Source organism: Azospirillum tabaci, from assembly GCF_014596085.1.
Classification (GTDB): Bacteria; Pseudomonadota; Alphaproteobacteria; order Azospirillales; family Azospirillaceae; genus Azospirillum; species Azospirillum tabaci.
On record NZ_JACCJY010000010.1, the window covers coordinates 17,559 to 42,891 of the forward strand.

The 25,333-nt window shown below is 69.6% G+C and carries 26 protein-coding genes; 13 read left to right on the plus strand and 13 right to left on the minus strand.

Annotation, left to right across the window (positions count from 1 at the left end):
- The first annotated feature begins 18 nt into the window (after window positions 1-18).
- Together H0B54_RS12320 and spbR are read left to right on the plus strand one after the other, a co-directional pair.
- Window positions 19-282, plus strand: a complete 264-nt coding sequence (locus H0B54_RS12320; protein WP_188260557.1) for a neuropeptide-like protein 29 — start codon at window positions 19-21, stop codon at window positions 280-282.
- 149 nt (window positions 283-431) lie between these two features.
- Window positions 432-1,547, plus strand: a complete 1,116-nt coding sequence (gene spbR / locus H0B54_RS12325; RefSeq protein ID WP_188260558.1) for a SpbR family protein — start codon at window positions 432-434, stop codon at window positions 1,545-1,547.
- A gap of 345 nt (window positions 1,548-1,892) precedes the next feature.
- Here the strand turns inward: spbR and H0B54_RS12330 are convergent, their stop codons facing one another.
- The 3 genes from H0B54_RS12330 to H0B54_RS12340 form a co-directional block, all read right to left on the minus strand.
- Entirely contained in the window at window positions 1,893-3,140 is a 1,248-nt protein-coding gene (locus H0B54_RS12330; protein ID WP_188260559.1) for an ATP-binding response regulator, read from the minus strand.
- A gap of 204 nt (window positions 3,141-3,344) precedes the next feature.
- Window positions 3,345-3,794 carry a DNA polymerase III subunit chi gene (locus tag H0B54_RS12335; protein ID WP_188260560.1) on the minus strand — a complete coding sequence of 150 codons (450 nt, stop codon included), beginning with the start codon at window positions 3,792-3,794 and terminating at the stop codon, window positions 3,345-3,347.
- A gap of 141 nt (window positions 3,795-3,935) precedes the next feature.
- Window positions 3,936-5,438, minus strand: a complete 1,503-nt coding sequence (locus tag H0B54_RS12340) for a leucyl aminopeptidase (RefSeq protein WP_188260561.1) — start codon at window positions 5,436-5,438, stop codon at window positions 3,936-3,938.
- Between the two features lie 225 nt (window positions 5,439-5,663).
- Here H0B54_RS12340 and lptG point away from each other — a divergent pair, with 225 nt between their 5' ends.
- From lptG to pdxA, 3 genes are all read left to right on the plus strand, one after another.
- Window positions 5,664-6,758 (plus strand): LPS export ABC transporter permease LptG, encoded by a 1,095-nt coding sequence (gene lptG / locus H0B54_RS12345; protein WP_094303284.1) that lies wholly within the window; start codon window positions 5,664-5,666, stop codon window positions 6,756-6,758.
- A gap of 139 nt (window positions 6,759-6,897) precedes the next feature.
- A complete protein-coding gene (locus H0B54_RS12350) occupies window positions 6,898-8,343 on the plus strand; it encodes a peptidylprolyl isomerase (RefSeq protein ID WP_188260562.1) in 1,446 nt (481 codons plus the stop codon).
- Window positions 8,343-9,383: a 4-hydroxythreonine-4-phosphate dehydrogenase PdxA gene (gene pdxA, locus H0B54_RS12355; protein WP_188260563.1), complete on the plus strand. Its 1,041-nt coding sequence runs from the start codon at window positions 8,343-8,345 to the stop codon at window positions 9,381-9,383. Before H0B54_RS12350 ends, pdxA begins: the two co-directional genes overlap by 1 nt.
- Before the next feature lie 20 nt (window positions 9,384-9,403).
- On the opposite strand, the gene H0B54_RS30210 is transcribed toward pdxA, so the two are convergent.
- Together H0B54_RS30210 and H0B54_RS12360 are read right to left on the minus strand one after the other, a co-directional pair.
- Window positions 9,404-9,526 carry a hypothetical protein gene (locus H0B54_RS30210; RefSeq protein ID WP_281390035.1) on the minus strand — a complete coding sequence of 41 codons (123 nt, stop codon included), beginning with the start codon at window positions 9,524-9,526 and terminating at the stop codon, window positions 9,404-9,406.
- A 146-nt stretch (window positions 9,527-9,672) separates the two neighbouring features.
- Complete coding sequence (locus H0B54_RS12360) at window positions 9,673-11,991, minus strand: MHYT domain-containing protein (protein WP_188260564.1); 2,319 nt, start codon at window positions 11,989-11,991, stop codon at window positions 9,673-9,675.
- Between the two features lie 168 nt (window positions 11,992-12,159).
- Here H0B54_RS12360 and H0B54_RS12365 point away from each other — a divergent pair, with 168 nt between their 5' ends.
- From H0B54_RS12365 to rsmA, 5 genes are all read left to right on the plus strand, one after another.
- Window positions 12,160-12,717, plus strand: a complete 558-nt coding sequence (locus H0B54_RS12365; RefSeq protein WP_188260565.1) for a hypothetical protein — start codon at window positions 12,160-12,162, stop codon at window positions 12,715-12,717.
- Between the two features lie 76 nt (window positions 12,718-12,793).
- Window positions 12,794-13,603: a transglycosylase SLT domain-containing protein gene (locus H0B54_RS12370; RefSeq protein ID WP_188260566.1), complete on the plus strand. Its 810-nt coding sequence runs from the start codon at window positions 12,794-12,796 to the stop codon at window positions 13,601-13,603.
- A gap of 28 nt (window positions 13,604-13,631) precedes the next feature.
- On the plus strand, window positions 13,632-14,483 hold the full coding sequence (locus H0B54_RS12375; RefSeq protein WP_188260567.1) for an alpha/beta fold hydrolase: 852 nt from the start codon (window positions 13,632-13,634) through the stop codon (window positions 14,481-14,483).
- A 118-nt stretch (window positions 14,484-14,601) separates the two neighbouring features.
- Entirely contained in the window at window positions 14,602-15,168 is a 567-nt protein-coding gene (locus H0B54_RS12380; protein WP_188260568.1) for a hypothetical protein, read from the plus strand.
- 52 nt (window positions 15,169-15,220) lie between these two features.
- On the plus strand, window positions 15,221-16,087 hold the full coding sequence (rsmA, locus tag H0B54_RS12385; protein ID WP_246472505.1) for a 16S rRNA (adenine(1518)-N(6)/adenine(1519)-N(6))-dimethyltransferase RsmA: 867 nt from the start codon (window positions 15,221-15,223) through the stop codon (window positions 16,085-16,087).
- A gap of 95 nt (window positions 16,088-16,182) precedes the next feature.
- Here the strand turns inward: rsmA and gmk are convergent, their stop codons facing one another.
- Window positions 16,183-16,830 (minus strand): guanylate kinase, encoded by a 648-nt coding sequence (gmk, locus tag H0B54_RS12390; protein ID WP_188260569.1) that lies wholly within the window; start codon window positions 16,828-16,830, stop codon window positions 16,183-16,185.
- 10 nt (window positions 16,831-16,840) lie between these two features.
- A complete protein-coding gene (locus tag H0B54_RS12395) occupies window positions 16,841-17,707 on the minus strand; it encodes a YicC/YloC family endoribonuclease (RefSeq protein ID WP_188260570.1) in 867 nt (288 codons plus the stop codon).
- Between the two features lie 123 nt (window positions 17,708-17,830).
- On the opposite strand from H0B54_RS12395, the gene H0B54_RS12400 reads away from it, so the two are divergent.
- The gene (locus tag H0B54_RS12400) at window positions 17,831-18,592 is read left to right on the plus strand and encodes an SDR family NAD(P)-dependent oxidoreductase (protein ID WP_188260571.1); all 762 of its coding nucleotides are present in this window, start codon (window positions 17,831-17,833) and stop codon (window positions 18,590-18,592) included.
- A gap of 23 nt (window positions 18,593-18,615) precedes the next feature.
- On the opposite strand, the gene H0B54_RS12405 is transcribed toward H0B54_RS12400, so the two are convergent.
- From H0B54_RS12405 to H0B54_RS12415, 3 genes are all read right to left on the minus strand, one after another.
- Entirely contained in the window at window positions 18,616-19,128 is a 513-nt protein-coding gene (locus tag H0B54_RS12405) for a class I SAM-dependent methyltransferase (RefSeq protein WP_236778273.1), read from the minus strand.
- A 245-nt stretch (window positions 19,129-19,373) separates the two neighbouring features.
- Window positions 19,374-20,075: an exopolysaccharide biosynthesis protein gene (locus H0B54_RS12410; RefSeq protein WP_188260572.1), complete on the minus strand. Its 702-nt coding sequence runs from the start codon at window positions 20,073-20,075 to the stop codon at window positions 19,374-19,376.
- Window positions 20,072-21,967: an ABC-F family ATP-binding cassette domain-containing protein gene (locus H0B54_RS12415; RefSeq protein ID WP_094303297.1), complete on the minus strand. Its 1,896-nt coding sequence runs from the start codon at window positions 21,965-21,967 to the stop codon at window positions 20,072-20,074. The genes H0B54_RS12410 and H0B54_RS12415 overlap by 4 nt, the downstream gene beginning before the upstream one ends.
- A 215-nt stretch (window positions 21,968-22,182) precedes the next feature.
- Here H0B54_RS12415 and ndk point away from each other — a divergent pair, with 215 nt between their 5' ends.
- Window positions 22,183-22,605, plus strand: coding sequence for a nucleoside-diphosphate kinase (ndk, locus tag H0B54_RS12420; RefSeq protein WP_014197473.1), 423 nt, complete (start codon window positions 22,183-22,185; stop codon window positions 22,603-22,605).
- Between the two features lie 172 nt (window positions 22,606-22,777).
- Complete coding sequence (locus H0B54_RS12425; protein ID WP_014197472.1) at window positions 22,778-23,257, plus strand: hypothetical protein; 480 nt, start codon at window positions 22,778-22,780, stop codon at window positions 23,255-23,257.
- 42 nt (window positions 23,258-23,299) lie between these two features.
- Here H0B54_RS12425 and H0B54_RS12430 read toward each other — a convergent pair whose 3' ends face one another.
- The 3 genes from H0B54_RS12430 to purM all read right to left on the minus strand — a co-directional run bounded on the left by H0B54_RS12430 (window position 23,300) and on the right by purM (window position 25,240).
- Window positions 23,300-23,449 (minus strand): aa3-type cytochrome c oxidase subunit IV, encoded by a 150-nt coding sequence (locus tag H0B54_RS12430; RefSeq protein ID WP_094303299.1) that lies wholly within the window; start codon window positions 23,447-23,449, stop codon window positions 23,300-23,302.
- Window positions 23,450-23,549: 100 nt separating this feature from the next.
- Window positions 23,550-24,218, minus strand: coding sequence for a phosphoribosylglycinamide formyltransferase (purN, locus tag H0B54_RS12435; RefSeq protein ID WP_188260573.1), 669 nt, complete (start codon window positions 24,216-24,218; stop codon window positions 23,550-23,552).
- Window positions 24,206-25,240 (minus strand): phosphoribosylformylglycinamidine cyclo-ligase, encoded by a 1,035-nt coding sequence (gene purM / locus H0B54_RS12440; protein ID WP_425490029.1) that lies wholly within the window; start codon window positions 25,238-25,240, stop codon window positions 24,206-24,208. Before purM ends, purN begins: the two co-directional genes overlap by 13 nt.
- Between the last annotated feature and the right edge of the window lie 93 nt (window positions 25,241-25,333).

Here is a 25,333-nt window from a genome sequence, read left to right on the forward strand (position 1 = left end):
CCTGGCACAGGAACGCCAATGACGACGCTCCGCTCGCTGTCTCTTCTGACCTTCGCCGCCCTTCTGCTGTCCGGCTGCTACGTCGCCGCCGGGACTCCCGGTCCCGTCTATGGCTACGGACACCGGTCCTATGGCTACGGCTATTACGAGCGCCCGCAGTACCGCCACTATGGGCCGCCGCCCGTCGTGTATGGCCGCCCCTATTACGGCGGCTATTATGGGGGGCATCGCGGTGGTCACCATGGCGGCCCCCGTCATCATCACCGGCATGGCGGCTGGTGAGGAGCGGCCGGGGCCGGCCCGTCCGCCGGCAATCGTCGTTAACAAAGGCTCAATGCTTTGGTCCGATCATGACCTGAATACATTCGCTCCCGCTGATGCACGAATCCGAGGCGCGCGGGCGAAGCAGGGCAGGAAAGGGTCAGGGACCCATGAGCGACCAACTCACCAAGGACGACGTATCCAGACTGTTGTCGGACCCGTCGCCGAACAGCCGCTCCGAACTGGCGGTCAAGGTTGCCAAGCAATTCTCCGCGGCCAGCTTGACGGACAGCGAACGCCGGCTTGCCGAGGACATCATCCGCTTCATGGCGCGCGACGCCGTGGTGCGCGTGCGCCAGTCGCTGGCCGAGAACCTGAAGGCCAACCCGGCGCTGCCGCGCGACGTCGCGCTGATGCTGGCCCGCGATGTGGAGGCCGTGGCGATCCCGGTGCTCAGCGTCTCCACGGTGCTGACCGACGCCGACCTCGTCGAACTGGTGCGAACCGGCACCGACGCCAAGCACACCGCCATCGCGCAGCGCCCGGCCTTGTCGGCCAGCGTCGCCGACGCTCTGATCGACACCGCGTCGGAAGGGGCGGTGGCGGCTCTGGTCGCCAACGAGAGCGCGGACCTCGGCGAGCAGACGCTCGGCCGGGTCATCGAGCGTTTCGCCGACAGCGAAGCCGTGCAGGAACCGTTGGTCCAGCGCGCCCGTCTGCCGATCACCATCGCCGAACGGCTGGTCGCCGTGGTTTCGGAAAAGCTCCAGCAGCATCTGGTGACCAACCACGACCTTCCGGCCAAGGTCGCCGCCGACCTGATCCTGCAAAGCCGCGAACGCGCCACCGTTTCCCTCTTCTCCGGGGAAAGCGACGAGGGCGCGCTGGAGCGGCTGGTCGCGCAGCTGTCGCGCAGCGGGCGCCTGACCCCGTCGCTGCTGGTGCGGGCGCTGTGCATGGGCGACGCCGCCTTCTTCGAGACGGCCCTGTCCCATCTGGCCAATGTGCCGCTCACCAACGCCCGCCTGCTGATCCACGACGCGGGACGGCTGGGTCTGAAATCCATCTACGACAAGGCGAAGCAGCCGCCGGCCTTGCTGCCCGCCTGCCGGATCGCCTTGGATGTGCTGAAGGAAACTCCCTACGACGGCGAGGCGCACGACATCGAACGCCACCGCCGCCGCGTGATCGAGCGAATCCTGACCCAGTACGAGGATTTGGCGGCGGAGGATTTGGATTACCTGCTCGACAAGCTGGGTGACTTCATGCGCGTGGAAACGGAATAGCGCCGAAGACTTCGAAAGGCGCCGATCACGCAGTCTTCGGTTGTGGCATGACGTGGCTGTGGCAATTTTTTTGACATGGCCATGGGGTGATCTGATCGCGCCGCCATGGTCACCATGAGCGGCCGCGCGCTCTCGGACGACAGCGCCTGGCTGATCGGTGTCCAGCTTCCGGACAGGGGCGGCGCCGGAATCTTACCGCCCTGACGCCGCTGGGTGATCGCCGACCTGACGCGCGGCACCGGCCAACCCCGCTGAAGCCGAAGTGGGAGCGTTGAAGGAACCCGGCCTCGCCGAATGACCCCTCCGAAGCCGGGCGCTCGATCCGTCCGGCATCGGGTGGTGCTTCTAGAAGGCTCGCGCTTCCTTCAGGCCCGTGATGGGCGCGGCCGTCAGGCGGGCGGCGGGCAGCAGGATGGTCACGGTCGTGCCGTGCCTTGGTGCGCTGTCCAACTCCACGCTGCCGCCGTGCAGTTCGGCGAAACGGCGGACGATGGGCAGGCCGAGCCCGATCCCCTCATGCCGGCGCACGAGCGAGCGTTCGCCCTGGATGAACGGGCGGAAGACGTGATCGACGATGTCCGGCGGGATGCCGGGGCCGTCGTCGGCGACGGCGATGGCCACCATCCCACCCTGGAGGGCGATCCGCAGCGAGACCCGCCCGCCCCGATGGCCGAACTTCACCGCGTTGTCCAGCAGATGGACGATCATCTCCGCCAAGCGGCGGTGGTCGGCGCGCAGCGTGACGGGCGGTCCCGGCTGAAGCGCGATGGTTTGCGACTTGGCCTGCGCCTTGGGACCGAGCAGATCGATGCAGTGGATCAGCAGACCGGGCAGATCGATGGTCGACTCGGCAAGGTCGATGCCGCCGGACCCCCGCGTGAAGTCCAGGATGTTGTTGACCATGCCGAGCAGAGCCTTGCCGCTCTCCTCGATCAGCCGGACATAGTCCATGTAGTCGTCGTGGCCGAGCGGCCCGTGTGCCTCGCTGGACAGCACCTCGGCGAAGCCGATGATGGCGTTCAAAGGGGTCCGCAGTTCGTGGCTGGTCACCGAGAGGAAGTCGAGCTTGGCCCGGTCGGCCTGCCGTGCCGCCTCAAGGGCGGTGCTGAGTTCCGCGGTGCGCTCCGACACGCGGCGTTCCAGGCTGCGGTTCTGCTCGGCCGCGCGCTGGTAGAGCTTGCGGATTTCCAGCACGCTGCGCACGCGGTGCAGCAGCTCCCAGGCGATGAAGGGCTTGGTGAGGAAGTCGTTGGCCCCCAGTTCCAGCGAGCGCCGGCGCGTCTCCTGGTCGGTGTGGGCGGTCAGCACCAGGATGGGCACGATGTCGTCGCCGTACAGAACGTTGACGCGCTCCATCAGATCGAAACCGCTCATGTGCGGCATGCGGATGTCGATCAGCAGCAGGTCGAAGCGCTGCGCCTCGCAGAGGGCGGGAACCCGGCGGGGGTCGGTTTCCCCGCGAACGGCGGTGTAGCCCTCATGGGTCAGGATGTCGCGCACCAGATCGACGTTCGACGCGTTGTCGTCGACGATCAGGATGGCGGCGTCCTTGACGTCCCGCGCGAGCGTCGGGTCAAGAGCGCTGCGGGTCATGGCGGTGCCGCCGCTGCCCGTCCGACGCGCCTTTGCATGCTGCCCTCCACCTGTGCGCCGCCGCCCCGCGGGATTTTAGGGGTTTTAGATTAACCTTGCGCACAGGAGGCCCGTCAAGGCCGGTGGTGACAAATGAATGCAATATGTCACCGCGTTAGCGGTATCACTGGAAGAATTCTTTAAAGCCTACAGCAGTCGTTGGTTTCAGGCGTGTTTTTCCCATCCGCCGCGGTCGTTTTGCTGCCAGTAGGTGAGGGCGTGCCCAGCGGACTTGCAGATTTTCCAGCGCTCGCGCGCCGCCAACACCGCATCGCCGTCGTTGCCGTCGAACAGGTCGCAGACGAGGTCGAAGGAGCCCATCGCTTCGCTGGTCACCCCGTCCACCAGAATCAGGACGGTGGCCCCGTTGGGGTTCTCCTCCTCGGCGGTCAGCCAGACCGGCTGCTCGGCGGCGAAGCCGTCGCGGGCGGCACCGTGCGGCAGGAAGGAGGAGGGGTCGTAGGTCCACAAATGCTGATTGAGCGCGTCCACCCGCTCCGGCGAGCCGGCCAGGACGACGGCGCGCCAGCCGCGCTCCAGAACCTTTTCCAGGATCTTTGGCAACGCCTGTTCGAGCGTGCGCCGCTGGAGATGATAAAAACGGACCTCGGTCATGGCCCCTCGTAGAAATTTCCCTCTCCCCTCTGGGGAGAGGGGCAGGGTGAGGGGGTTGCGCTTGTGCCGGACGTATCGCCACGCGCACCCCCTCACCGGCCCTACGGGCCACCCTCTCCCCGGAGGGGAGAGGGCTAGAGCTTACTTGCCTTCGTGATAGCTCGCCACGAAGCGGTCGAGCAGGCGGACGCCGAAGGCGGTGCCGCCCTTCGGCACGGTGGCGGTATCCTTCTTGGACCAAGCGACGCCGGCGATGTCGATGTGCGCCCAGGGCAGGTCCTCGACGAAGCGCTTGAGGAACTGCGCGCCGACGATGCTGCCGGCTCCGCGGCCCGACCCGACGTTCTTCATGTCGGCGATGTCGGAGTTGATGTCCTTGTCGTAGGCGTCGCCCATCGGCAGGCGCCACAGCGGCTCGCCCACCGACCGGCCGGCGGCCAGCAGGTTCTCGGCCAGCCAGTCGTCGTTGGCGAACAGGCCGGCGTGCTCATGGCCCAGCGCGATGATGACCGCACCGGTCAGGGTGGCGAGGTCCACCAGCAGCCGCGGCTTGAAGGTCTCCTGCGCGTAGGTCAGGCAGTCGGCCAGCACGAGGCGGCCTTCGGCGTCGGTGTTGATCACCTCGATGGTCTGGCCGGACAGCGAGGTCACCACGTCGCCGGGCCGCTGCGCGGTGCCGGACGGCATGTTCTCGACCAGGCCGACGATGCCGACGGCGTTCACCTTCGCCTTGCGGGCGGCAAGCGCGCGCATGGTGCCGATGACCACCGCGGCGCCGCCCATGTCCCACTTCATGTCCTCCATCCCGGCGGCGGGCTTGATGGAGATGCCGCCGGTGTCGAAGGTGACGCCCTTGCCGATGAAGGCGAGCGGGCGGCGGTCCTCGGCGTCGGGGGCGCCGTCCCAGCGCATCACGACGACGCGCGGTTCGAAGGCGCTGCCCTGGGCGACACCGATCAGCGCGCCCATGCCGAGCTTCTTCAGCTTCTTGAGGTCCAGCACCTCGATCTGCAGGCCGACGTCGGCCAGGTCCCGGCAGCGGTCGGCGAGGCTTTCCGGGTTCAGGACGTTGGCCGGCTCCGACACCAGGTCGCGGGTGTAGGCGACGGACTCGGCCAGCGGCTCCAGACGGGCGTAGGCGCGCTTGGCGGCGTCCGGCTCCGCGGTCAGGAGGATGATCTTCTTGAGGGAGGGCTTGGCCTCCTTCTTCTCGGTCGTCCGGTACTTGTCGAAGCGGTAGGAGCGGAGCTGCGCGCCGAAGGCGAGTTCCGCCGCCGCGGCGTCGGGGGCCACGGTGCCGCCGTCCGGCAGGTCGAGCAGGACGGAGACCTCCGTCTCGCCCGACTTGTCCAGGGCGGCGACGATGGCGCCGCCGACGGCCTGGAGGGCGTCGTCGGACAGATCCTCCCCCTTGCCGATGCCGACCAGGAGGATGCGGTCGAACTCGACCCCGGCCGGAGCGAGGATCGCCAGCGTCTCCTCCTTCTTGCCGGTGAAACGGCTGGCCTTCATGGCGCGGGACAGCGTGCCGCCCGTCTTCTGGTCGAGATCCCGCCCCGCGGCGCCGAGCGCGCGATCGGTGGCGACGGTGACGGCGACGGTGCCGGACTTGGGCAGCGCGGGCTTCGCAAAGGCGAACTTCATCGGCTCCTCTCGGGCTCCTCTCGGCTGGGACGGCCGGCGCGCGGGCGCCGGGGCGGGTGGGATCGATCCGCAACCACCCTGGGATAAAGACCTTCCCGTGCGCCCTGTCAAGGCGCGGACCGGTTGTTTCCCGCGCCCGTCCGCAGTACATAGCCCCGGCACGCCGTGGTGGAAGCCCCCGGCGCGCCGCGTACCGCCCGTCGATCGGCCGGGGAGGCCGGAGCCATGTATTCATCCGCCACGCTGTCGCGCTACATCGGGCGCCAGTTCGTCACCTGGTTTCTGCTGCTGCTCGGCATCCTTTTGTCGATCATCCTCCTGCTCGACGTCGTGGAGTTGCTGCGCCGCGCCGGAACCAAGCCGGACATCACCTTCTGGCTGGTCCTGCGCATGGCCCTGCTGAAGCTGCCGGAGATCGGTCAGCAGATCTTTCCCTTCGTGATCCTGTTCAGCGGCATGTTCACCTTCTGGCGCCTGACGCGCAGCGCGGAGCTGGTGGTGGCCCGGGCGGTCGGCGTGTCGGCGTGGCAGTTCCTGACCCCGGTGCTGATCGCCGCGCTGATGATCGGCGCGGTGAAGGTGACGATGATCAATCCGGTCGGCGCCGTCTTCATCGCCAAGTACAATCAGCTCCAGGACCGCTATCTGAAGCTGAAGTCGAGCAGCTTCGACGTTTCTCGCAGCGGCCTCTGGCTGCGCCAGCAGGAGGCGGGCGAGCAGTACTTCATCCACGCCGACGGGGTGAACCCGCTGTCCTTCGAGATGTCGCAGGTGATCGTTCTGCGCTTCGACACCAACATGACCTACATCGGCCGGGTGGACGCGCCGCGCGCCGTGCTGCGCGACCGGAAGTGGGAGTTGCAGGACGCCACGATCAACCTCGGCAAGAAGGAATCGGAGACGGTTCCGACCTACGTCATCCCGACGGAGCTGAACCGGACCACCATCGAGGAGAGCTTCGCCGCGCCGGAGACGATCTCCTTCTGGGAGCTGCCGCAGTTCATCCGCACGCTGGAGGCAACCGGCTTCCCCGCGGTCCGGCACCGGCTGCACTACCAGTCGCTGCTGTCGCAGCCCCTGCTCTATGTGGCGATGGTGCTGTTCGCTGCCGCCTTCTCGCTGCGGCTGCCGCGGCGCGGCGGCACCATGACGATGGTGTCCGGCGGCGTCCTGACCGGATTCGTGCTGTTCGTGATGACCGACGTGGTCCGCACCTTCGGCATCTCCGAAACCATCCCGCTGGCCATGGCGGCCTGGAGCCCGGCCTGCGTCAGCGTGCTGCTAGGCACCGCGGTGCTGCTGCATCTGGAGGACGGCTGACTCCGGATCTGGAGTACGGCTGACACCCGCCGCCCGGTCTTTGGACACAATTCCGTTCCAGGATGCGGCCCACGATTCCGTTTACACGCGCCCAGGGGGGCCGTATTAAACGGCAACCACCTCTGGAGTCTGGAGCACCATGCAGAGTTTGCGAGCCGTCCGGTCTGCCTTCGCCGTGGCGACCGCCTGCGCCCTTCTTGCCGCCGGTGCGCCCGCCGCGGCCCAGACGCGGGCTCCCAACGCTCCAAACAGCCCGGCGGCGGGAACGCAAGGCCCCGCGGAACGCATCGCCGCCGTCGTGAACGACGAGGTCATCTCGCTGTCCGACGTGCACGCGCGAATCCGCCTCGCTCTGCTGAACGCCGGCGCCCAGGACAGCGCGGAGACGCGCCAGCGCCTGACCCCGCAGGTGCTCCGCCAACTGATCGACGAGCGGCTCCAGCTGCAGGAGGCCAAGCGGCTCGGTGTCTCCGTCCCGTCGAAGGAGATCGACGAGGCGATCGGGCGCATCGCCGAACAGAACCGCATGGGCCGCCCGCAGCTCGAAACGTTGCTGAAGACCCAGAACGTCCCGCTCTCCACCCTGCGCGAGCAGGTGCGGGCGCTGCTGTCGTGGCAGCGGGTGATGCAGCGCCGCATCCGGCAGGAGGTGGTGATCGGCGACGAGGAGATCGACGCCGTCATGCAGCGCATCAAGGCCAACATCGGCAAGCCGGAATATCTGGTGGCCGAGATCTTCCTGGCGGTGGACAGCCCCGACCAGGACGAGGAGGTGCGCCGCAACGCCGAACGTCTGGTCGAGGAGGTGCGCCGCGGCGGCAACTTCGCCGCCCTGGCCCGCCAGTTCTCGCAGTCCGCCGGCGCCGCTTCGGGCGGCGACATGGGCTGGGTGCGCACGGGTGAGCTGAACGCGGAGCTGGACAAGACGCTGTCCACCATGCGCGCCGGCCAGCTCTCGTCGCCGGTCCGCACGGCGACCGGCTATCACGTCCTGCTGGTGCGCGACCAGCGGCCCTTCGGCAGCACCGCCTCCACCGCCCCGCCGCCGGCCCCGCCGCCGCGCCCGCGGCCCCAGCCGAAGCCCGATCTGGCCAAGGCCAAGGTCAACATGAAGCAGATCGTCATCCCGGCCCCCTCGAAGGAGGAGCTGAAGGCGGTCCAGGCCCAGGCGGAGAAGCTGCGCAAGTCGATCAAGAGCTGCGCCGACTTCGACGAGAAGGCGCGGGCCATGGGCATTCCGGAGTCGGGCGACATGGGCACGCTGCGGGTCAAGGACCTCGCGCCGGGTCTCCAGCAGCTCGCCGTCGGCATTCCGCTCGGCCAGCCCAGCCCGGTGCTGATGAGCCCGGGCGGCGCCGTCATCCTGATCGTCTGCAAGCGCGACGTGCCGATGATCGAGCCGCCGCCGGAAGCCGAACCGCAACCGGTGGCCGTCCCGGCCCCGCCGCCGATCGACCCAAAGGACATCAAGATGCCGCCGCGCGAGGAGATCGAGCGCGACCTGATCAACGAGCGCGCCGACCTGCTGGCCCGCCGCTACCTGCGCGACCTGCGCCGCACCGCCTTCGTGGAGATCCGCAACTGATGACCGAATCCGGCGTCCGGCCGCCGCTCGCCCTGACCATGGGCGAGCCGGCGGGGATCGGCGGGGAGATCGCTCTGAAGGCCTGGTCGATGGCCTGGGCGAAGACTGGGGGGGCGGCCCGCGCGGACGGCGCGGTGCCGCCCTTCGTCCTTCTGGACGATCCCGCCCGCCTGGAGGCGCTCGCCGCCCGGCTCGGCCTGCCGGTTCCGGTGAAGGCGGTGGGCAGTGCCGCCGAAGGCGCTGCGCTGTTCGGCGCGGCGCTGCCGGTGCTGCCCCAGCCGCTGGCGGCGCCGGTCACGCCGGGCCAGCCCGATCCGGCCAACGGGGCGGCGGTGATCGCCAGCATCGACCGCGCGGTCGATCTGGTCCGCCGGGGGGAGGCGTCGGCGGTCGTCACCAACCCGATCCAGAAATCGGCGCTCTACGCCGCCGGCTTCCGCCATCCCGGACACACGGAATATCTCGCCCATCTGGCCGGACTGACGGACGAGCCGGTGATGATGCTGGCCGCGCAGGATCTGCGTGTCGTGCCGGTGACCATCCATGTCTCCGTCCGCGACGCCGTGCCGCTTGTGACGCGGGAGGCGATCCTGCACGCCGGGCGGGTCACCGCGGCGGCGCTGGCCCGCGACTTCGGCATCGCGCGGCCCCGTCTGGCCGTCGCCGCGCTGAACCCCCACGCGGGGGAAGGCGGCGCCATGGGGCGGGAGGAGATCGACATCATCGCCCCGGCGGTCGCCGCCCTGCGGGCGGAGGGCATCGACGCGGTGGGGCCGAAGCCCGCCGACACGCTGTTCCATGCGGCGGCGCGGCGCGGCTACGACGCGGCGCTGTGCATGTATCACGATCAGGCGCTGATCCCGCTGAAAACCATCGACTTCGACACGGGGGTCAACATCACGCTGGGGCTGCCCTTCGTCCGCACCTCGCCGGACCATGGGACGGCGCTGGACATCGCCGGCACGGGCAAGGCCGGGGCGTCGAGCCTGATCGCCGCCCTGAAGACGGCGGAGGCCATGGCCGCCCGTCGCCGCGCGTAGGCCTCCCCGCTCTCAAACCCTCAGAGACGGACCGAGCTGCTGGAGAAGCGGCTGGCCGAGCTGTGGTCGATGGAGGTCAGCGCGACCGACGCGCCGATGGCGATGACGATGGCGGCGGCGAAGCCGAGCAGCATGGCTTTCATGTGGGGGCGCTCCTGGAACCAGATTCTTATTTGGGGACCGGTCGTGGATTCGGCGCAAACGCGCCTTTTTCCAAGACCATAAGCGGGGCGGAGCGCGCTTTCAACCACACTCGGGATTCGGCCGGGAGCGGAGCGGGGCGGGGCGCCTAGGCCGCGGAGGTCAGCGCGTTGCGCAGCACCTCGGGCGCCACCGGCTTGTGCAGAAGGCGGTGGCCACTCTGCTGGACCTCCGCGATGCGGGCAGGGTCGGTGTCGCCGGTCAGCACCAGCGCGGGCACCCGCACCCCACACACCCCGTAGATGTCGCGGATGGCCTGAAGCCCGGTCCGCCCTTCGCGCAGGCGGTAATCGGCGACGATCATGTCGGGGCGCTGGCCGAGGCTGGTGAGCGTACCCACCGCTTCGTCGGCAGAGACGGCGGCAACCACCTCGTACCCCCATTCCTCCAGCATGGTCCGCATGGAGAGCAGGATGATGGCGTCGTCCTCCACCACCACGACCAGACCCTTGCCGCCGTTGGCGGCAGGCTGGGCGGCGGGGCGGCAGGTCTTCATCACCTGGCGCGGCGCGACCGACGGCACGGTCAGGCCGAAGGCGCTGCCCCGTCCCGGCCGGGAGCGCAGGGTCACCCCATGACCGAGCAGACCGGCCAACCGCCGGACGATGGCGAGGCCCAGCCCCAGCCCCTTGCGCCGGTCGCGTTCGGGGTTGGCGAGCTGGGCGAACTCCACGAACACTTCGTCGTGCTTGTCCTCGGGAATGCCGATGCCGGTGTCGAGAACCTCGATCCGCAGGCCGTTTCCGGTGCGGCGGCAGCCGATCAGCACCCGTCCGCTCTCGGTGTAGCGGATGGCGTTCTCCACCAGGTTGCGCAGGATGCGTTCGACCAGCGCCGGATCGCTGCGTGTCCAGGCAGCGGTGGGGACGAGGCGCAACGCGATCCCCACCTCCTCCGCGCGGCCCCGGTATTCTTCGGCCAGCCGCTGCAGCAGCGGGCCCAGCGCGAATTCCGTCACCGCGGGGGTGACCACACCGGCGTCCAGCCGCGATACGTCCAGCAGGCTGTCCAGCAGCGTGCGCAGGCCGTTCAGCGACTCGCTCATGCTCGCCAGCAGGGGCGAGGCGGAGTGGCCGTCGAGCCGGTCGGACAGGGCGTGGGCGAAGAAGAACAGCGACTGCACGGGCTGGCGCAGGTCGTGGCTGGCCGCGGCGAGGAACTTGGTCTTCGCCATGTCCGCGCGCTCGGCGTTGTCACGGGCGGCCAGCGCCTCCTCGCGGGCGCGCTCCGCCTCCGCCTTGGCGCGGTGCAGGGCATCCTCCGCCGCCTTGCGGGCGGTGATGTCGCGCATGATGCCGGTGAACAGACGCTGCTGCCCGTCGTGCCATTCGGCCACCGACAGCTCCAACGGGAAGAGGGAGCCGTCCTTGCGCCGACCCTCGACCTCGCGCCCGATGCCGATGATCCGCCGCTCGCCCGTCTCGCGGAAATGGGCCATGTAGCCGTCATGGGCGGAGCGGTGCGGCTCCGCCATCAGGATGCGGACGTTCGCGCCGACGGCCTCGTCCGCGCCGTAGCCGAAGGTCGTCTCGGCCGCCCGGTTGAAGGACTGGATGGTGCCGGTCTCGTCGATCACCACGATGGGGTCCACGGCGGTGTCGACGACGGCGCGGTAGCGCGCCTCCTGCCCCGCCGCCCGCTCCGCCGAGCGGCGACGGTCGATCAGGACGGAGAGCAGCCCCAGCGAGAGGATCAGCAGCGTCCCTATCCCGGTCCCCACGGCGAGAGACGGCGTGGACAGCACGAGGGCGAGATCGTCCCCGGCCAGGACGGCGTCCTGATCGGCGGCGTGCCCAATGGTGTGCCCAATGGCGTTCCCAATGACGTTCCCGGTGGCGCTGGCGGCGGCCATGCCGACGTAATGCATGCTGACCACCGCGGCGCCGAGCACCAGCGCGCCGGACAGGCGCTGCATGGGGCTGGCCGTGCGGAAGGCGAGCCAGAGCGCGGCGGTGGAGGCGACGACGGCGATGACCACCGACGCGACGACCAGAGGCGTGTCGTAGATCAGCGGAACCGGCAGCCGCATGCCGGCCATGCCGACATAATGCATGGCGACGATTCCGAAACCGGTCAGCAGCCCCGCCGCCGCCAACGTCGTCCAGCGGCCCCCGCCATGCGCCACGGCGAACAGCCCGGTTCCGGAGACACCGACCGCCAGGAGAAAGGACAACGCGGTCAGCAGGATGTCGTAGGACACCGGCACGGGCATGCGCATGGCCATCATGCCGATGAAGTGCATCGACCAGATCCCCGCCCCCAGGGCGAGCGCCGCTGCCCCCAGCCAGCCGTTCCGTCCCCGCCCGGCTTCCCGGGCGTGGGAGGCGAGGTCCAGCGCCACATAGCCGCCGAAAGAGGCGACGACAACGGACAACGCAACGAGATATGGATCGTAATGGCCGAGCACGATGGGGCGCACCGATAGTAGACGAAGGGACGGACGCGCAATGGCAGAAACGTTAGATAGTGGAAATCCGCAGCGAACCCAAGCCGGCGAAACGCCCCTGTACGCCTGACGAAAGACCTAATGGCTACTTCGAACGGAGATTCCTCCTCTCGGACTTTGGGTCGGAGCTTGACTCGGAGGCTGGGGGCGCTGCTGCGCCGCCTCGTGCTGCGGCCCCTGCTGAGCGCCGCGGCGCTGCTCTACTTCCTGATCGACGCGGTGGCGCTGGAGGCGTTGCGGCCGCTGGCCGCCTGGATCGGGCGGCAGCGTTTCGCCGAACGGCTGGCCGCGCGCGTCCGCCGGCTCGGCCGCTATCCGACGCTGGCGCTGTTCGTGATCCCGCTCGTGGTTCTGGAACCGCTGAAGCCCGTCGGCCTGTACCTGATGGGAACCGGGCACCCGGTCCAGGGCGCTCTGCTGCTGGGGACCGTGGAACTGGTCAAGGTGACGCTGGTGGAGCGGCTGTTCCACATCGGCAAGGACAAGCTGCTGACCATCCCGGCCTTCGCTTGGTGCTACGTCCGGGTGGTGCGCTGGCTGGCCTGGCTGACCGCCCTGCCGCCCTGGCAGGCCGCCAAGCGGGCGGTGGGACGGATGCGCACGGCGATTCGACCGGCGCTGGCGCTGATCCGCGGCTGGGCGCGGTCGTTGCGGAGCCATTTGCGCACCGTGTTGAAAAAAGGGTAACGCTGTCCTGCGCTTGCCGCATCTTACGGGAAGCCTCATATCAATGCGGTTTTGCAGACCGCCCCAAGGCCAACCCGTGCGTTTCCTTCCCCTGACCTTCGCCCTTTTCGTCGCCTTGGCGGCCCCCGCCGCCCTCGCCGCGGGCAAGTCCGGCTCCGTCTCCTCGCGCGAGTCGCGCATGGCCGACTGCGAGGCGGCGGAGAAGGGCGATCCGGAGGCGTCCTACCGCATGGCGCGGCGCTTCCTGTTCGGCGTCGGGGTGAAGCGCGACCAGCGGGTCGGCACGGCGTGGCTGCGCGCCGCGGCGTCGCGCGGCCACAAGGAGGCGCGGCGGCTGGTCGCCTATGTGCCGGGCCGGATGGGCCATGTCCGTCCCTGGTGCCGCCCCGGCGCGGCCCCGCTGCGCGAGGCGCTGCCCCCGCCGCCGGAGATCGTCGCGCTGGTCCACAAGACCGCGCCCCAGTACGGGCTGGACCCGGCGTTGGTCATGGCGGTGATCCGGGTGGAGAGCGCCTTCCGCTCCGACGCGGTGTCGCCGAAGGAGGCGGCCGGGCTGATGCAGCTCATCCCCGACACGGCGGAGCGGTTCGGCGTGTCCGACGTCTTCGACCCCGCCCAGAACATCCGCGGCGGCGTGCGTTACCTGCGCTGGCTCTTGGCCTATTTCCAGGGGGACGTTACGCTGGCCCTTGCCGGCTACAACGCGGGGGAGCGGGCGGTGGACCGCTATCGGGGCGTTCCGCCCTACGAGGAGACGCGGAACTACGTGCGCGCCATCCGCCGTTTGTACGACGCTCCGCGGCATCCTTTCGACGCCGCGGCGGCGGATCCGTCGCCCCTGGTCGTCCGACAGGCGGCGGAGCTGGCAAAGCCCGGCAAGGGCTGAGAACGAACCAAGAGGGGAGGGGCCACCCGTGCCGATGTCCGAACGCAGCTTTCTCGGCCTCAGCGCGGCGGGGTTTCACCGCGTCGCATACACCCAATGGGGACGCGAGGATGCGGCCCGCACCGCGGTCTGCGTGCATGGCCTGACCCGAAACGGCCGCGACTTCGACGCGCTGGCGCTCGATCTGGCCGACCGCTACCGCGTCGCCTGCCCGGATGTGGTGGGGCGCGGCAAGAGCGGCCGGCTGGGCAACCCGACGCTCTACGGCTACCCGCAGTACTGCGCCGACATGGCGGCGCTGATCGCCCGGCTGGGGGTGGAGTCGGTGGATTGGGTCGGCACCTCCATGGGCGGGCTGATCGGCATGCTGCTGGCCGCCCAGCCGGACAGCCCGATCCGCCGTCTGGTCGTCAACGACATCGGCCCCTTCATCCCGAAGGCGGGTTTGCAGCGCATCGCCGATTACGTCGGCAAGGACCCGGTGTTCGAGGATCTGGCGGCGGTCGAATCCTACCTGCGCTTCGTCTTGATGGGCTTCGGGCAGTTGCCCGACGAGGCGTGGCGCCACATGGCGGAGCACAGCGCCCGCCTGCGTCCGGACGGCTGCTACGGCCTTGCCTACGACCCGGCCATCGCCGAGGCCTTCAAGGCGCAGCCGATGGAGGATGTGGACCTGTGGGCCGTCTGGGACCGCATCCGCTGCCCGGTGCTGGTGCTGCGCGGCGCCACCTCGGACATCCTTCCGGCGGCCACGGCGGAGGAGATGACCCGCCGCGGCCCCAGGGCCCGTCTGGTGGAGTTCGCCCACACCGGCCACGCCCCGGCGCTGATGACCGGAGACCAGATCGCCACCGTGCGCGACTTCCTGCTGGAGGACTGACGGGGTACCCCGGCATGGGCGTGGCATGCGGCCCGGAATCCGGCTGGATATGGCCGCGCTCCTGGCTTAGCATCGCTGCTACGGTTGCGCCGCAACGATGGTCCGGAGGCCCGATGTCATGAGGGGTTTCGCCGCGCTCGTCCTGTTGCCGTCCTTCATGTTTCTGCCCTTGATGTCGGGGCCGGTTCAGGCCCGCGATGCGCTGGACTGGCTGTCGCGGGAGCCGGTGACCCTGCTCGACTGGGGCATGACCCGGCTGCGCGGCGACCTGTACGATACGGTGGACGGGCTGTCCCGCGATTTGCGGACGGAGGTGTCGCGCAGCGGCGTCTTCTACCGCTTCCAGGACCGGCGGATCGTCGCCTACGCCAACTTCGTCGACCTGCCGCGCAACCGGACCGAGGAGGTGTGCAAGGACGTCTACACCCGGCTGGCCGGCGCGCTGGTCCGCGGCGGGCCGCAGGGGGCCGGCGGTGCAGTCTGGTACCTGGAGAGCGTGTTCAGCCACGATGCCCAGGGCGGTGACCGGCCCCAGGATCTGGGCGACCAGTTGGCCGACAAGGTGGTCCTGCAGGTGACCATCGGGCCGAAGCCGTCCCAGGCCTTCGACGACGGGCGCCGCATCACCTGCACGGGCCGTCTCGACGCCACGCCGGAGAACATCGCCCTCAAGAGCGAAGGGTGAGGACGTCGCGCGGCAGATGACGGCGGGCCTGCGCCGTCCTATAAGTGCGGCCATGACCGACGCCACGCCCGATTCCGCACCGATGCCCACCGCTTTCGACCCGCAGGCCCTGCCGCCGCTGCGCGAGGTGATCGCCCGCTTCGGGCTGGACGCCCGCAAGGCGCTGGGGCAGAACTTCCTGCTCGACCTCAACCTGACGGGGCGCATCGCGCGCTCGGCGGGCGACATGACCGGCGTGACGGTCGTGGAGATCGGTCCCGGTCCGGGCGGGCTGACCCGCGCCCTTCTGGCGACCAAGGCGGCGCAGGTGATCGCCATCGAGCGCGACCACCGCTTCATCGAGGCGCTTCAGGACGTGATCGAGGCGGCGGATGGGCGGCTGTCCATCGTCGAGGCCGACGCGCTGGACGTCGATCCCATCGCGATCGCTCCGGCCCCGCGGGCCATCGTGGCGAACCTGCCCTACAACGTGGCGACTCCGCTGCTGATCGGCTGGCTGGGGCGGATCGAGGAGTTCGTCAGCCTGACGCTGATGTTCCAGAAGGAGGTCGCGGACCGTCTGGTCGCCAAGCCGGGCAGCAAGGCCTATGGCCGCCTGTCGGTCATCACGCAATGGCGGTCGGACGCGCGGGTGCTGTTCAACCTGCCGGCCAAGGCCTTCACCCCTCCACCCAAGGTGGAGTCCACCATCGTCCACCTGACACCGCGCGCCAACCCGGAGCCGGCGGAATGGAAGGCGCTGGAGCAGGTGACCGCCGCCGCCTTCGGCCAGCGCCGCAAGATGCTGCGGCAGAGTTTGAAGAGCCTGGGCAATGCGGAAGCGCTGCTGGCCGCCGCTGGCATCGAGCCGACCGCGCGGGCGGAGGAGGTGGATGTGGCGGGGTTCGCGGCGCTGGCGCGGGCGTATCGGGGGAGGTAGGTCCTTGCCCCCACCCTGACCCTCCCCTGCGATAGCGGGGGAGGGAAGGGGCCCGCGGCGAAGCCGTGGGAAGGGTGGGGGCAATACGCCGACGCTTACAGCGCCGCCTGCACGCTCTCCACAAACGCCGGCATCCCGACCTGCCGCGTCCGGCGCAGCCGCTCGGCGCGCAGGATGGCCTGGACCGCGGTGACGCTCTCGTCCACGTCGTTGTTGACGATCACGTAATCATACTCGCCCCAATGGCTGATCTCGTCCGACGCCTTGGCCATGCGCTGGGCGATCACCTCCGCCGAATCCTGGCCGCGGGAGTGCAGGCGGCGCTCCAGTTCGGTGCCCGAGGGCGGCAGGACGAAGATGCTGACCAGATCGGCGCGGGCGTTGGCCGCCAACTGCTGCATGCCCTGCCAGTCGATGTCGAACAGCACGTCGCGCCCGGCGCTCAGCGCCGTCTCCACCGCGTGGCGCGGCGTGCCGTAGCAGTTGCCGAACACGCGGGCGTGCTCCAGCAACTCGCCCTGGCCGGCCATGCGCTCGAACTCCGGCATGTCGACGAAATAGTAATGGACGCCCGGCTGCTCGCCGGGGCGCATCGGCCGGGTGGTGACGGACACCGACAGGGTGATGCCGGGGTCGCGGTCCAGCAGGCGGCGCGAAATGGTGGTCTTGCCCGCCCCGGAGGGGGAGGACAGCACGAGCATCAGGCCGCGCCGGGCGATCTTCGTGTTCATGGTCTCGGGCATGGGTCGGGCGTCACTCGATGTTCTGGACCTGCTCGCGAAGCTGCTCGATGGAGGCTTTCAGCGACAGGCCGATGCGGGTCAGCTCCACGTCCGCGGACTTGGAGCACAGGGTGTTGGCTTCGCGGTTGAACTCCTGGCACAGGAAGTCGAAGCGGCGGCCGATGGCGCCCCCCTCCGCCAGCATGTCGCGGGCGGCCTGGATGTGGGCGCGCAGGCGGTCCATCTCCTCGCGCACGTCGGCCTTGGCGATCAGGATGGCGGCCTCCTGGGCGAGCCGCTCCTCCGGCAGGGCCGGGGCGGCGTCGAGCAGGGCGGCGACCTGGCTGCGCAGCCGTTCGCGCAAAGCCTCGGGCTGGGTGCTGGCGCAGGCGGCGGCGGCGGTGATCAGCCGCTCGATCTCGTCAAGATGGCCGTTCAGGACGGTGACCAGACGTGCCCCCTCCGACAGGCGGGCGGTGACCAGCTCGCCGATCAGCCGGCCGAGGTCGGCCTTCAGCGCGGCCTCCACCCGGTCCCGCGCGTCGCCTTCGTCCTCCTCCACCGGCTCGATGATGCCGCGGACGGCGAGCAGCGAATCGAGCCGCGGCGGGGCGGCCCCGGCGCCCTCGATCTCGCGCGCCAGCTCCAGCACCTGGGCCAGAAGCTCGCGGTTGATGCGGAGCTGCGACACCGACTGGCTGCGGGTGACGGTCAGGTTCAGGTTGACGCTGCCGCGTGCCAGCCGCTTGGGGATCTCGGCGCGGGCGGCGGCCTCCAGCGTGTCGAAGCCGGCGGGCTGGCGGCAGCGGATGTCGAGGTTGCGCCCGTTGACGCTCTTCACCTCGAAAGTCCAACTGTAGCCGTCGGCATGCCCGTCCACGCGTGCGAAACCGGTCATGCTGGAAACGGCGGAGCGTTGGGCGGGCAAAGCGGCCTCGACGAGTATTTGTGGGATCGGGAGGCTCACGTTATAGCGTCGGGCGGCCAAGGCAACAAGCGTCAGGGACAGGGGGAAAAGGGCATGCGCGATCCGCGCTCGATCGTCATCACCGGGGCGTCCAGCGGCATCGGGGAGGAGTTGGCCCGCGCCTACGCCGCCCCCGGAGTCGCGCTGGCCCTGAGCGGGCGCGACTCCGCAAGGCTTGAGGCGGTGGCGGAGCGCTGCCGCGCCGCCGGGGCGGCGGTGGAAACCGCGCTCGTCGACGCGGCCGACCGCGAGGCGATGGCGGGGTGGCTGACGGCGCTGGACGCCCGCGCGCCGGTCGATCTGGTCATCGCCAACGCAGGGATCTCCGCCGGCACCGGGGGCGGCGTGGAGAGCGCCGAACAGGCGCGGCGCATCTTCCAGGTGAATGTCGACGGCGTGCTGAACAGCATCCACCCGCTGCTGCCCGGCATGCAGGCGCGGCGGCGCGGGCAGATCGCCCTGATGGCCTCGCTGGCCGGCTTCCGCGGCATGCCCGGCGCGCCCGCCTATTGCGCCAGCAAGGCGGCGGTGCGGGTCTACGGCGAGTCGCTGCGCGGCGATCTGGCGGGGCAGGGGATCGGCGTGACGGTGATCTGTCCGGGCTTCGTGAAAAGCCGGATGACCGCGGTGAACCGCTTTCCCATGCCCTTCCTGATGGAGACGGACCGCGCCGCCCAGGTCATCAAGAGCGGGCTGGCCCGCAACCGGGCGCGCATCGCCTTCCCCTGGCCGATGGCCGCCACCGTGTGGCTGCTGGCGGCTCTGCCGGTGGGTCTGACGGATGTCCTGCTGCGGCAGGCACCCCGTAAAGGGTGATGGGCAAGGGGTGATCGGGGGGATTAGGGCTTGGCTTTCCAATAGCCCCAGACGGAGGCCGGCGGGACGTTCAGCGGGGTGAAGCCCAGCCGCTTGCCCTTGACGCCCAGCGCGCGCTGGTTCAGCGGCGACACGAGGCCGTAGGTGTAGAGAACGAAGCGCCCGCCTTCGGGCAGGATGCGGAAGCAGGCCTCGACGACCTCCTTCTGGGCGCGCATCGGCAGGTTCAGCATGGGGATGCCGATCACGACCGTGCCGACCTTGCCGACCAGCTCCGGACCGAGGATGTCGGCGGCCTTGCGGCAGTCGTCATGGACGACGTTGACGTCCGGATAATGGCCGCGCAGGAAGCGCGACAGATGGTCGTCGATCTCGAAGGTGAAGATGCGGTTGCCCGGAATGCCGCGCTGAAGCAGGGCCTTGGTGATGGCGCCGGTCCCGCCGCCGAACTCCACGACGACCTGATCCGGCCCGCACAGCACCTGTTCGCCGATCAGCCGGCAGAGCGCGCCCGAGGATGGTGTAACGGAACCCATGGAAAGGGGATTTGCCAACCAACGCTGGAAGAAAAGCCACGCGGCCGGCGGCGTCTTGCCGCTTTTTTGCTTCTCCGCGACGGTGATTTCCGTTGGTGTCATGATCGGCCTTTCGCCGTTGGCTGTTGAGCGTTTTACCCCGGGGCTAAACAAGCTGGAGCCTCGGGGGGTCCCGAACCTAACAATCCCAGAGCGCACTTATGTCGCATCCGGGTTTCCCCCGCAACCGGCCGAAGCGGCGGGAGCTATGCCATAAACGCGGGATATGACGTGACGGCCAGCAGGGTCTGGCCGGCGTAGGAGAGGCTGCTGGCGACCAGCGCGAAGAAGACCAGGGCGGCCACGGTGAGGGCGAGGCTGACCGCGACGGCGGCCCCGTCGCGCTCGATCAGCCCCAGGGACAGCAGGACGAGGGCGAAGCCCGGCAGCCAGCCGGTCAGCGGCAGCGGCACCACGCAGGTCAGCGACAGCAGCAGCAGCAGCACGCCGAACCAGCGTTCCCCGTCGATGCTGGCGAAGCGGCTGTGGCGCGGCTTCAGCATCCGCTCGATGGCGGTCAGCCGCGGCATCGCCTTGTCGATCATGCGGGCGGCGAGGGAGCGGCTGACCGAGCGGCGCAGAATCCAGCCGGGCAGCGCGGCGCCGCGCTTGCCGAAGGCCATCTGGGCGGAGAAAAGGAGGATCGGCAGGTCGAACAGGCAGGACACGCCCAGCGGCACCGGCGCGATGGTGGGCAGCGACAGGGCCAGCAGGATGGTGCCCAGCGAGCGGTCGCCCAGCGCCTGGATCAGGTCGCCCAGCGACACCCGTCCCTCCGGCAGGTTGGCGCGGAAGGCCGCCAGGACGTCGGAGGTCCGCTCCTCCTCATGCTCCTGCCGCCCACGGCGCGCGACGGTCGCGGGGAGCGAGGCCGCTCCTGTGAAGGCCACGTTGCGCGGCACGCTCATACGCCGGCCTCCGCCGCCGCCGACTCATAGGCTTCGAGATGCTCCAGCCACGCCTCCTCGGCGGCGGACAGCTTCTTGTCCACGACGCCGAGATCGATCTGGAGCTTCTGCAGCTTGTCGCTGGGACCGCTGTAGAGGGCGGGATCGGCCAGCTTCGCCTCGATCTTGCGCTTCTCCTCGGTCAGCTTGTTGACCTGCGACTCCGCGTCGGTGGCCTTCTTCTTCAGCGGGGCGAGCGTGGCGCGGGCCTCCGCCGCGGCGCGGCGCTGGTCCTTGCGGCTGGCCCCGGCGTCCGTCGCCTCACCGCCCTTGGCGGCGGCGCGCTCGGCCCGCGCGCGGTCCAACAGGAAGCGGCGGTAGTCGTCGAGGTCGCCGTCGTAGGGCTGCACCGTGCCGTCGGCCACCAGCAGCAGCCGGTCGGCGGTCAGCTCGATCAGGTGCGGGTCGTGGCTGATGAGGATGACGGCGCCCTCGAACCCGTTGATCGCCTCGATCAGCGCCTCGCGGCTGTCCACGTCGAGATGGTTGGTCGGCTCGTCGAGCATCAGGATGTGCGGCGTCTCGCGGCTCATCAGCGCCAGCAGCAGCCGGGCCTTCTCGCCGCCGGACAGGTCCGAGATGCGGGTTTCCGCCTTGCTCTGCTGGAAGCCGAAGCGGCCGAGATGGGCGCGCACCTTCTCCTCCGGCGCCAGCGGCATGATGCGCTGGGTCTGCTGGATGGGGGTCAGCGACAAGTCCAACTCGTCCTGCTGATGCTGGGCGAAATAGCCGACGCGCAGCTTGGTCGGGCGCTTCACCTCGCCGGCCATCGCCTCCAGCCGCCCGGCCAGCAGCTTCACCAGCGTCGATTTGCCGTTGCCGTTGGCGCCGAGCAGGGCGATGCGGTCGTCCATGTCGATGCGCAGGTTGACGCGGCGCAGGATGGCGCGGTCGCCGTAGCCGATGGTCACCCCATCCAGCGCGATCAGCGGCGGGGCCATCTCGTCCGGCTGGGGGAAGTTGAAGACGACCTCGGCGTCGTCCTCCATCAGCGTGATGGTCTCCAGCTTCTCCAGGGCCTTCAGGCGGCTCTGCGCCTGCCGGGCCTTGGTCGCCTTGTAGCGGAAGCGTTCGACGAAGGCCATCATGTGCTTGCGCTTGGCCTCCTGCTTGGTCGCCATGGCCTGCAGCCGCTCCATGTTGGCGCGGCGCTGCTTGAGGAACTGGTCGTAGTTGCCGGCGTAGGTCACCAGCTTGCCCTGGTCCACATGGATGGTCGTCGTGGGGACCGAGTTCAAGAGGTCGCGGTCGTGGCTGACCAGCAGGATCGTGTGGGGGTAGTTCTTGAGGTACCCCTCAAGCCAGATGGTCGCCTCCAGATCGAGGTGGTTGGTCGGCTCGTCGAGCAGCAGCAGGTCGGGCCGGGCGAACAGCACGCCGGCCAGCGCCACGCGCATCCGCCAGCCGCCCGAGAAGTCGGAGCAGGGCCGCGCCTGCGCGTCGGCGTCGAACCCCAGGCCGGAGAGGACCTGGGCGGCGCGCGACGGCGCCGAATGCGCCTCGATGTCGGCCAGCCGGGCGTGGATCTCGCCGATGCGCATGGGGTCGGTGGCCGTCTCGGCCTCGGCCAGCAGGGCGGTGCGCTCCGTGTCGGCAGCCAGGACGGCGTCGATCAGGGTGGTGGCGCCGCTGGGGGCCTCCTGCGCCACCATGCCGATCTTGGTGCCGGTGGGCACGCCGATGGCTCCGGCGTCCGTCTGGAGCTGGCCGGCGATGAGCTTGAGGAGGGTGGATTTTCCGGTGCCGTTGCGGCCGACCAGCGCCACGCGGTGGCCCTTCGACACGACCGCGGTGGCGCGGTCGAACAGCACACGTCCGCCGTAGCGGAACGTCAGGTCGTTGATGTGCAGCATATCGGCGCCGGTTTACCACGGGGAAACCGCGATTTGAAGCGGGACCCGCGGGGCAACCCTTCATGGCAGCCGCGCGGAGGCGGGCGGCGCAGCCTCGCGAGGCAGCCTCACGAACCGGTTGCCGTGGCCGAAAAGCGCCTATATAACCCCGCGCAACCGGCGCCCCGGCCAAACCAGCGGCGCCCATAACGCATTTCCAGCAGGAGCCCACCGCCATGGCCGTCGAACGCACCCTCTCGATCATCAAGCCCGATGCCACCCGCCGCAACCTGACCGGCAAGATCAACGCCAAGTTCGAGGACGGCGGCCTGCGCATCGTCGCGCAGAAGCGCGTTCAGCTGTCCAAGGCCCAGGCCGAGCAGTTCTACGGCGTGCATCGCGAGCGTCCGTTCTTCAACGACCTCGTCTCCTTCATGATCTCCGGCCCGGTCGTGCTCCAGGTTCTGGAAGGCGAGAACGCCATCGCCCGCAACCGCGAGATCATGGGCGCCACCAACCCGGCCAACGCCGCCGAGGGCACCATCCGCAAGGAGTTCGCCGAGTCGATCGAGGCCAACTCGGTGCACGGTTCGGACGCTCCGGAGACCGCCGCCCAGGAGATCGCCTTCTTCTTCGCCGGCATCGAGCTGGTGGGCTGATCGCGGCTCGTCCGCTTCGCAGCCTTGCGCGAAGGGCCGTCCCGACCGGGGCGGCCCTTTTCGATTCAGGGCTTTCCGCCCGCAACTTGTCGCCCGCGTCGCGTCACGGCATCGTGGACAGGCGTGGCGAAGTCGAGTATTCGGGGATTCTACCGCTAGGAGTACCCCCGCCATGGAAAATCCGGACGTCAAGCCGATCGTCGCGGCCCTGCTGGAACCGCTGCCGCCCCTCGTGAAGGGCAGGAACGACCTGAGCGATCCGGGCGTGGTGGAACTGCTGGTGCGCGGCTACGTCGACCAGTGCCTGGCGGCCTTCCAGGAGGTGCTGCGCGGCAACGTCGAGCAGGACGCGGCCATCGACGCGATCAACGCGCAGGCGACGGCCCTGAACGCGGTGTTCCTGGGGACCAGCGGCTTCGACACGGTGGTCGTCCATCCCTGGAATTCCGCCGACCAGCTCGGCCAGTTCCTTCAGGACACGGTGGGGCTGGATTTCCCGGCGGAGGATTGCGTGCGCGCCGCGCTGATCCACCTCGCCACCCACGTCATGCACGCCATCCAGGGCGGCACCGAGACGTGGGAGGAGCAGGTGGACGCGCTGGTCGGCGAAATGCGCGACCTGCTGCTCGGCCGTCTGCCGGACGGGGCGTAAGCGCCCCGCCACAGCGAACTGGCCAGAGGCTGGAAACAGCCGTCAGGCCAGGAAGATCGCCATGAAGACCAGCACGGCGATCACGCCCGCGGTCGCCAGCGTCAAGAAGCGGGTGAAGGCGTGCCAACCCGCCTCGTGGCGGCGAACGACATCCTCGCTGACCGGATTGTGGCCGTGTTCCGTAGCCGCCATCGCCCTCTGCCTCCCCTGTTATGGTTCCGGCGGAGAATGTGGGGAGTGCGGACGGTTGCGGCAAGGGTGCCGCTTGGCCGAGGGGCCCGCTTGGTAAGCGTTACGCTGGCGGGTTGATGAGCGTCGGCAGGTCCGCCGCGGGGCCGGACAGTCTCACTCGACCGTCCTCGACGCGGGCGCGGCCCTCGGCGATCAGGCGCAGCGCCTGAGGATAGAGCCGGTGTTCGGCCTCCAGCACGCGGGCGGACAGCCGGTCGGCGTCGTCGCCGGGCAGGACCGGGACGGCGGCCTGGGCGATGATCGGCCCCTCGTCCATCTCCGTGCGCACGTAATGGACGGTGCAGCCGTGGAAGCGCACCCCGGCGTCCAGCGCCCGCTGGTGCGTGTCCAGCCCCTTGAAGGAGGGCAGGAGCGACGGGTGGATGTTGATCATCCGGTCGTGCCAGCGCTCGACGAACCAGGGCGACAGCAGCCGCATGAAGCCGGCCAGACAGACCAGCTCGACGCCCGCGTCGCGCAGGCGCGCGTCCATGGCCTCTTCGAACGCGCGCTTGTCGCCGGGGAAATCGCGGTGGCTGACCACCGCGACGGGAACCCCGGCGGATGCTGCGCGCTCCAACCCATAGGCGTCGGCCTTGTTGGAGAGCACCAGCGCGATGTCCGCCGGGAAGTCCGGGGCGGCGCAGGCGTCGATCAACGCCTGCAAATTGCTGCCGCGCCCGGAAATCAGGACTCCAACCTTCAGTCCGGATGCCGTCAGGCCGACCATGCCGTGTCCATGCCGGTGACGGTGACGCGGGCGTCGCCGTCCTTGACCGCGTGGACGGTGCCGACGGTGAAGACCGTCTCGCCGCCCTGGGCCAGGATCTCGGCCGCCTGCTGCGCCTTGTCCGCCGGGACGACGACGACCATGCCGAGGCCGGTGTTGAAGGTGCGCGCCATGTCCAGCGGGGTCAGCCCGCCCGTCTTCATCAGCCAGTTGAAGACCGGCGGCAGCGGCCACTTGGACGCGTCGAGCGTGACGCCCAGCCCGTCCGGCAGGACGCGCGGGATGTTCTCGATCAGGCCGCCGCCGGTGATGTGGGCCATCGCCCGCACCGTCCCGGCGCGCACAGCGGCCAGCGTGCTCTTCACATAGATGCGGGTGGGGGTCAGCAGGGCCTCGCCCAGCGTCTTCCCGGCGTCCCAGGGGCAGGGCGAGTCGTAGCCGAGGCCGGACTTCTCCACCAGCTTGCGGACCAGCGAATAGCCGTTGGAATGCACGCCGGAGGAGGCGAGGCCGAGCACCACGTCGCCGTCCTGCACGGTGGCGCCGGTCAGCGCGTCCTTGCGCTCGACGGCACCGACCGAGAAGCCGGCGAGGTCGTAGTCGCCCTCGGCGTACATGCCCGGCATCTCCGCCGTCTCGCCGCCGACCAGCGCGCAGCCGGCCTGACGGCAGCCTTCCGCGATGCCGGCGACGATGGCGCGGCCCGCGGCGACGTCCAGCTTGCCCGTGGCGTAATAGTCGAGGAACAGCAGCGGCTCCGCGCCCTGAACGACGAGGTCGTTCACGCACATCGCCACGAGGTCGATGCCCACCGTGTCGTGCCGGTTCGCCAGGATGGCGACCTTCAGCTTGGTGCCGACGCCGTCCGTGGTGGCGACCAGCAGCGGGTCGTGATACCCGGCCGCGCGCAGGTCGAACAGAGCGCCGAACCCGCCCAGCCCGGCGTCGGAGCCCGGGCGCGCGGTGGAACGGGCGAGCGGCTTGATCGCGTCAACGAGCGCGTTGCCCGCATCAATGTCCACGCCGGCCTGCTTGTAGGCGTCGGACGTGTTATTAGACTGGGTGCTGATGGTATCCTCGCTTGGGCTGAGCTATATACCTGGGCCACCTGAACC

Excerpts from the sequence above, each read along its gene's own strand:
- pdxA (WP_188260563.1), top strand. The coding sequence starts at position 8,343 with ATGACCGAATCCGGCGTCCGGCCGCCGCTCGCCCTGACCATGGGCGAG.
- rsmA (WP_246472505.1), top strand. The coding sequence starts at position 15,221 with ATGACCGACGCCACGCCCGATTCCGCACCGATGCCCACCGCTTTCGAC.
- spbR (WP_188260558.1), top strand. The coding sequence starts at position 432 with ATGAGCGACCAACTCACCAAGGACGACGTATCCAGACTGTTGTCGGAC.
- H0B54_RS12380 (WP_188260568.1), top strand. The coding sequence starts at position 14,602 with ATGAGGGGTTTCGCCGCGCTCGTCCTGTTGCCGTCCTTCATGTTTCTG.
- H0B54_RS12430 (WP_094303299.1), bottom strand. The coding sequence starts at position 23,449 with ATGGCGGCTACGGAACACGGCCACAATCCGGTCAGCGAGGATGTCGTT.
- H0B54_RS12395 (WP_188260570.1), bottom strand. The coding sequence starts at position 17,707 with ATGACCGGTTTCGCACGCGTGGACGGGCATGCCGACGGCTACAGTTGG.
- H0B54_RS12405 (WP_236778273.1), bottom strand. The coding sequence starts at position 19,128 with ATGGGTTCCGTTACACCATCCTCGGGCGCGCTCTGCCGGCTGATCGGC.
- H0B54_RS12335 (WP_188260560.1), bottom strand. The coding sequence starts at position 3,794 with ATGACCGAGGTCCGTTTTTATCATCTCCAGCGGCGCACGCTCGAACAG.
- H0B54_RS30210 (WP_281390035.1), bottom strand. The coding sequence starts at position 9,526 with ATGAAAGCCATGCTGCTCGGCTTCGCCGCCGCCATCGTCATCGCCATC.
- H0B54_RS12330 (WP_188260559.1), bottom strand. The coding sequence starts at position 3,140 with ATGACCCGCAGCGCTCTTGACCCGACGCTCGCGCGGGACGTCAAGGAC.
- purN (WP_188260573.1), bottom strand. The coding sequence starts at position 24,218 with ATGGTCGGCCTGACGGCATCCGGACTGAAGGTTGGAGTCCTGATTTCC.
- H0B54_RS12320 (WP_188260557.1), top strand. The coding sequence starts at position 19 with ATGACGACGCTCCGCTCGCTGTCTCTTCTGACCTTCGCCGCCCTTCTG.
- H0B54_RS12415 (WP_094303297.1), bottom strand. The coding sequence starts at position 21,967 with ATGCTGCACATCAACGACCTGACGTTCCGCTACGGCGGACGTGTGCTG.
- lptG (WP_094303284.1), top strand. The coding sequence starts at position 5,664 with ATGTATTCATCCGCCACGCTGTCGCGCTACATCGGGCGCCAGTTCGTC.
- gmk (WP_188260569.1), bottom strand. The coding sequence starts at position 16,830 with ATGCCCGAGACCATGAACACGAAGATCGCCCGGCGCGGCCTGATGCTC.
- H0B54_RS12410 (WP_188260572.1), bottom strand. The coding sequence starts at position 20,075 with ATGAGCGTGCCGCGCAACGTGGCCTTCACAGGAGCGGCCTCGCTCCCC.
- H0B54_RS12350 (WP_188260562.1), top strand. The coding sequence starts at position 6,898 with ATGCAGAGTTTGCGAGCCGTCCGGTCTGCCTTCGCCGTGGCGACCGCC.
- ndk (WP_014197473.1), top strand. The coding sequence starts at position 22,183 with ATGGCCGTCGAACGCACCCTCTCGATCATCAAGCCCGATGCCACCCGC.
- H0B54_RS12425 (WP_014197472.1), top strand. The coding sequence starts at position 22,778 with ATGGAAAATCCGGACGTCAAGCCGATCGTCGCGGCCCTGCTGGAACCG.
- H0B54_RS12400 (WP_188260571.1), top strand. The coding sequence starts at position 17,831 with ATGCGCGATCCGCGCTCGATCGTCATCACCGGGGCGTCCAGCGGCATC.
- H0B54_RS12340 (WP_188260561.1), bottom strand. The coding sequence starts at position 5,438 with ATGAAGTTCGCCTTTGCGAAGCCCGCGCTGCCCAAGTCCGGCACCGTC.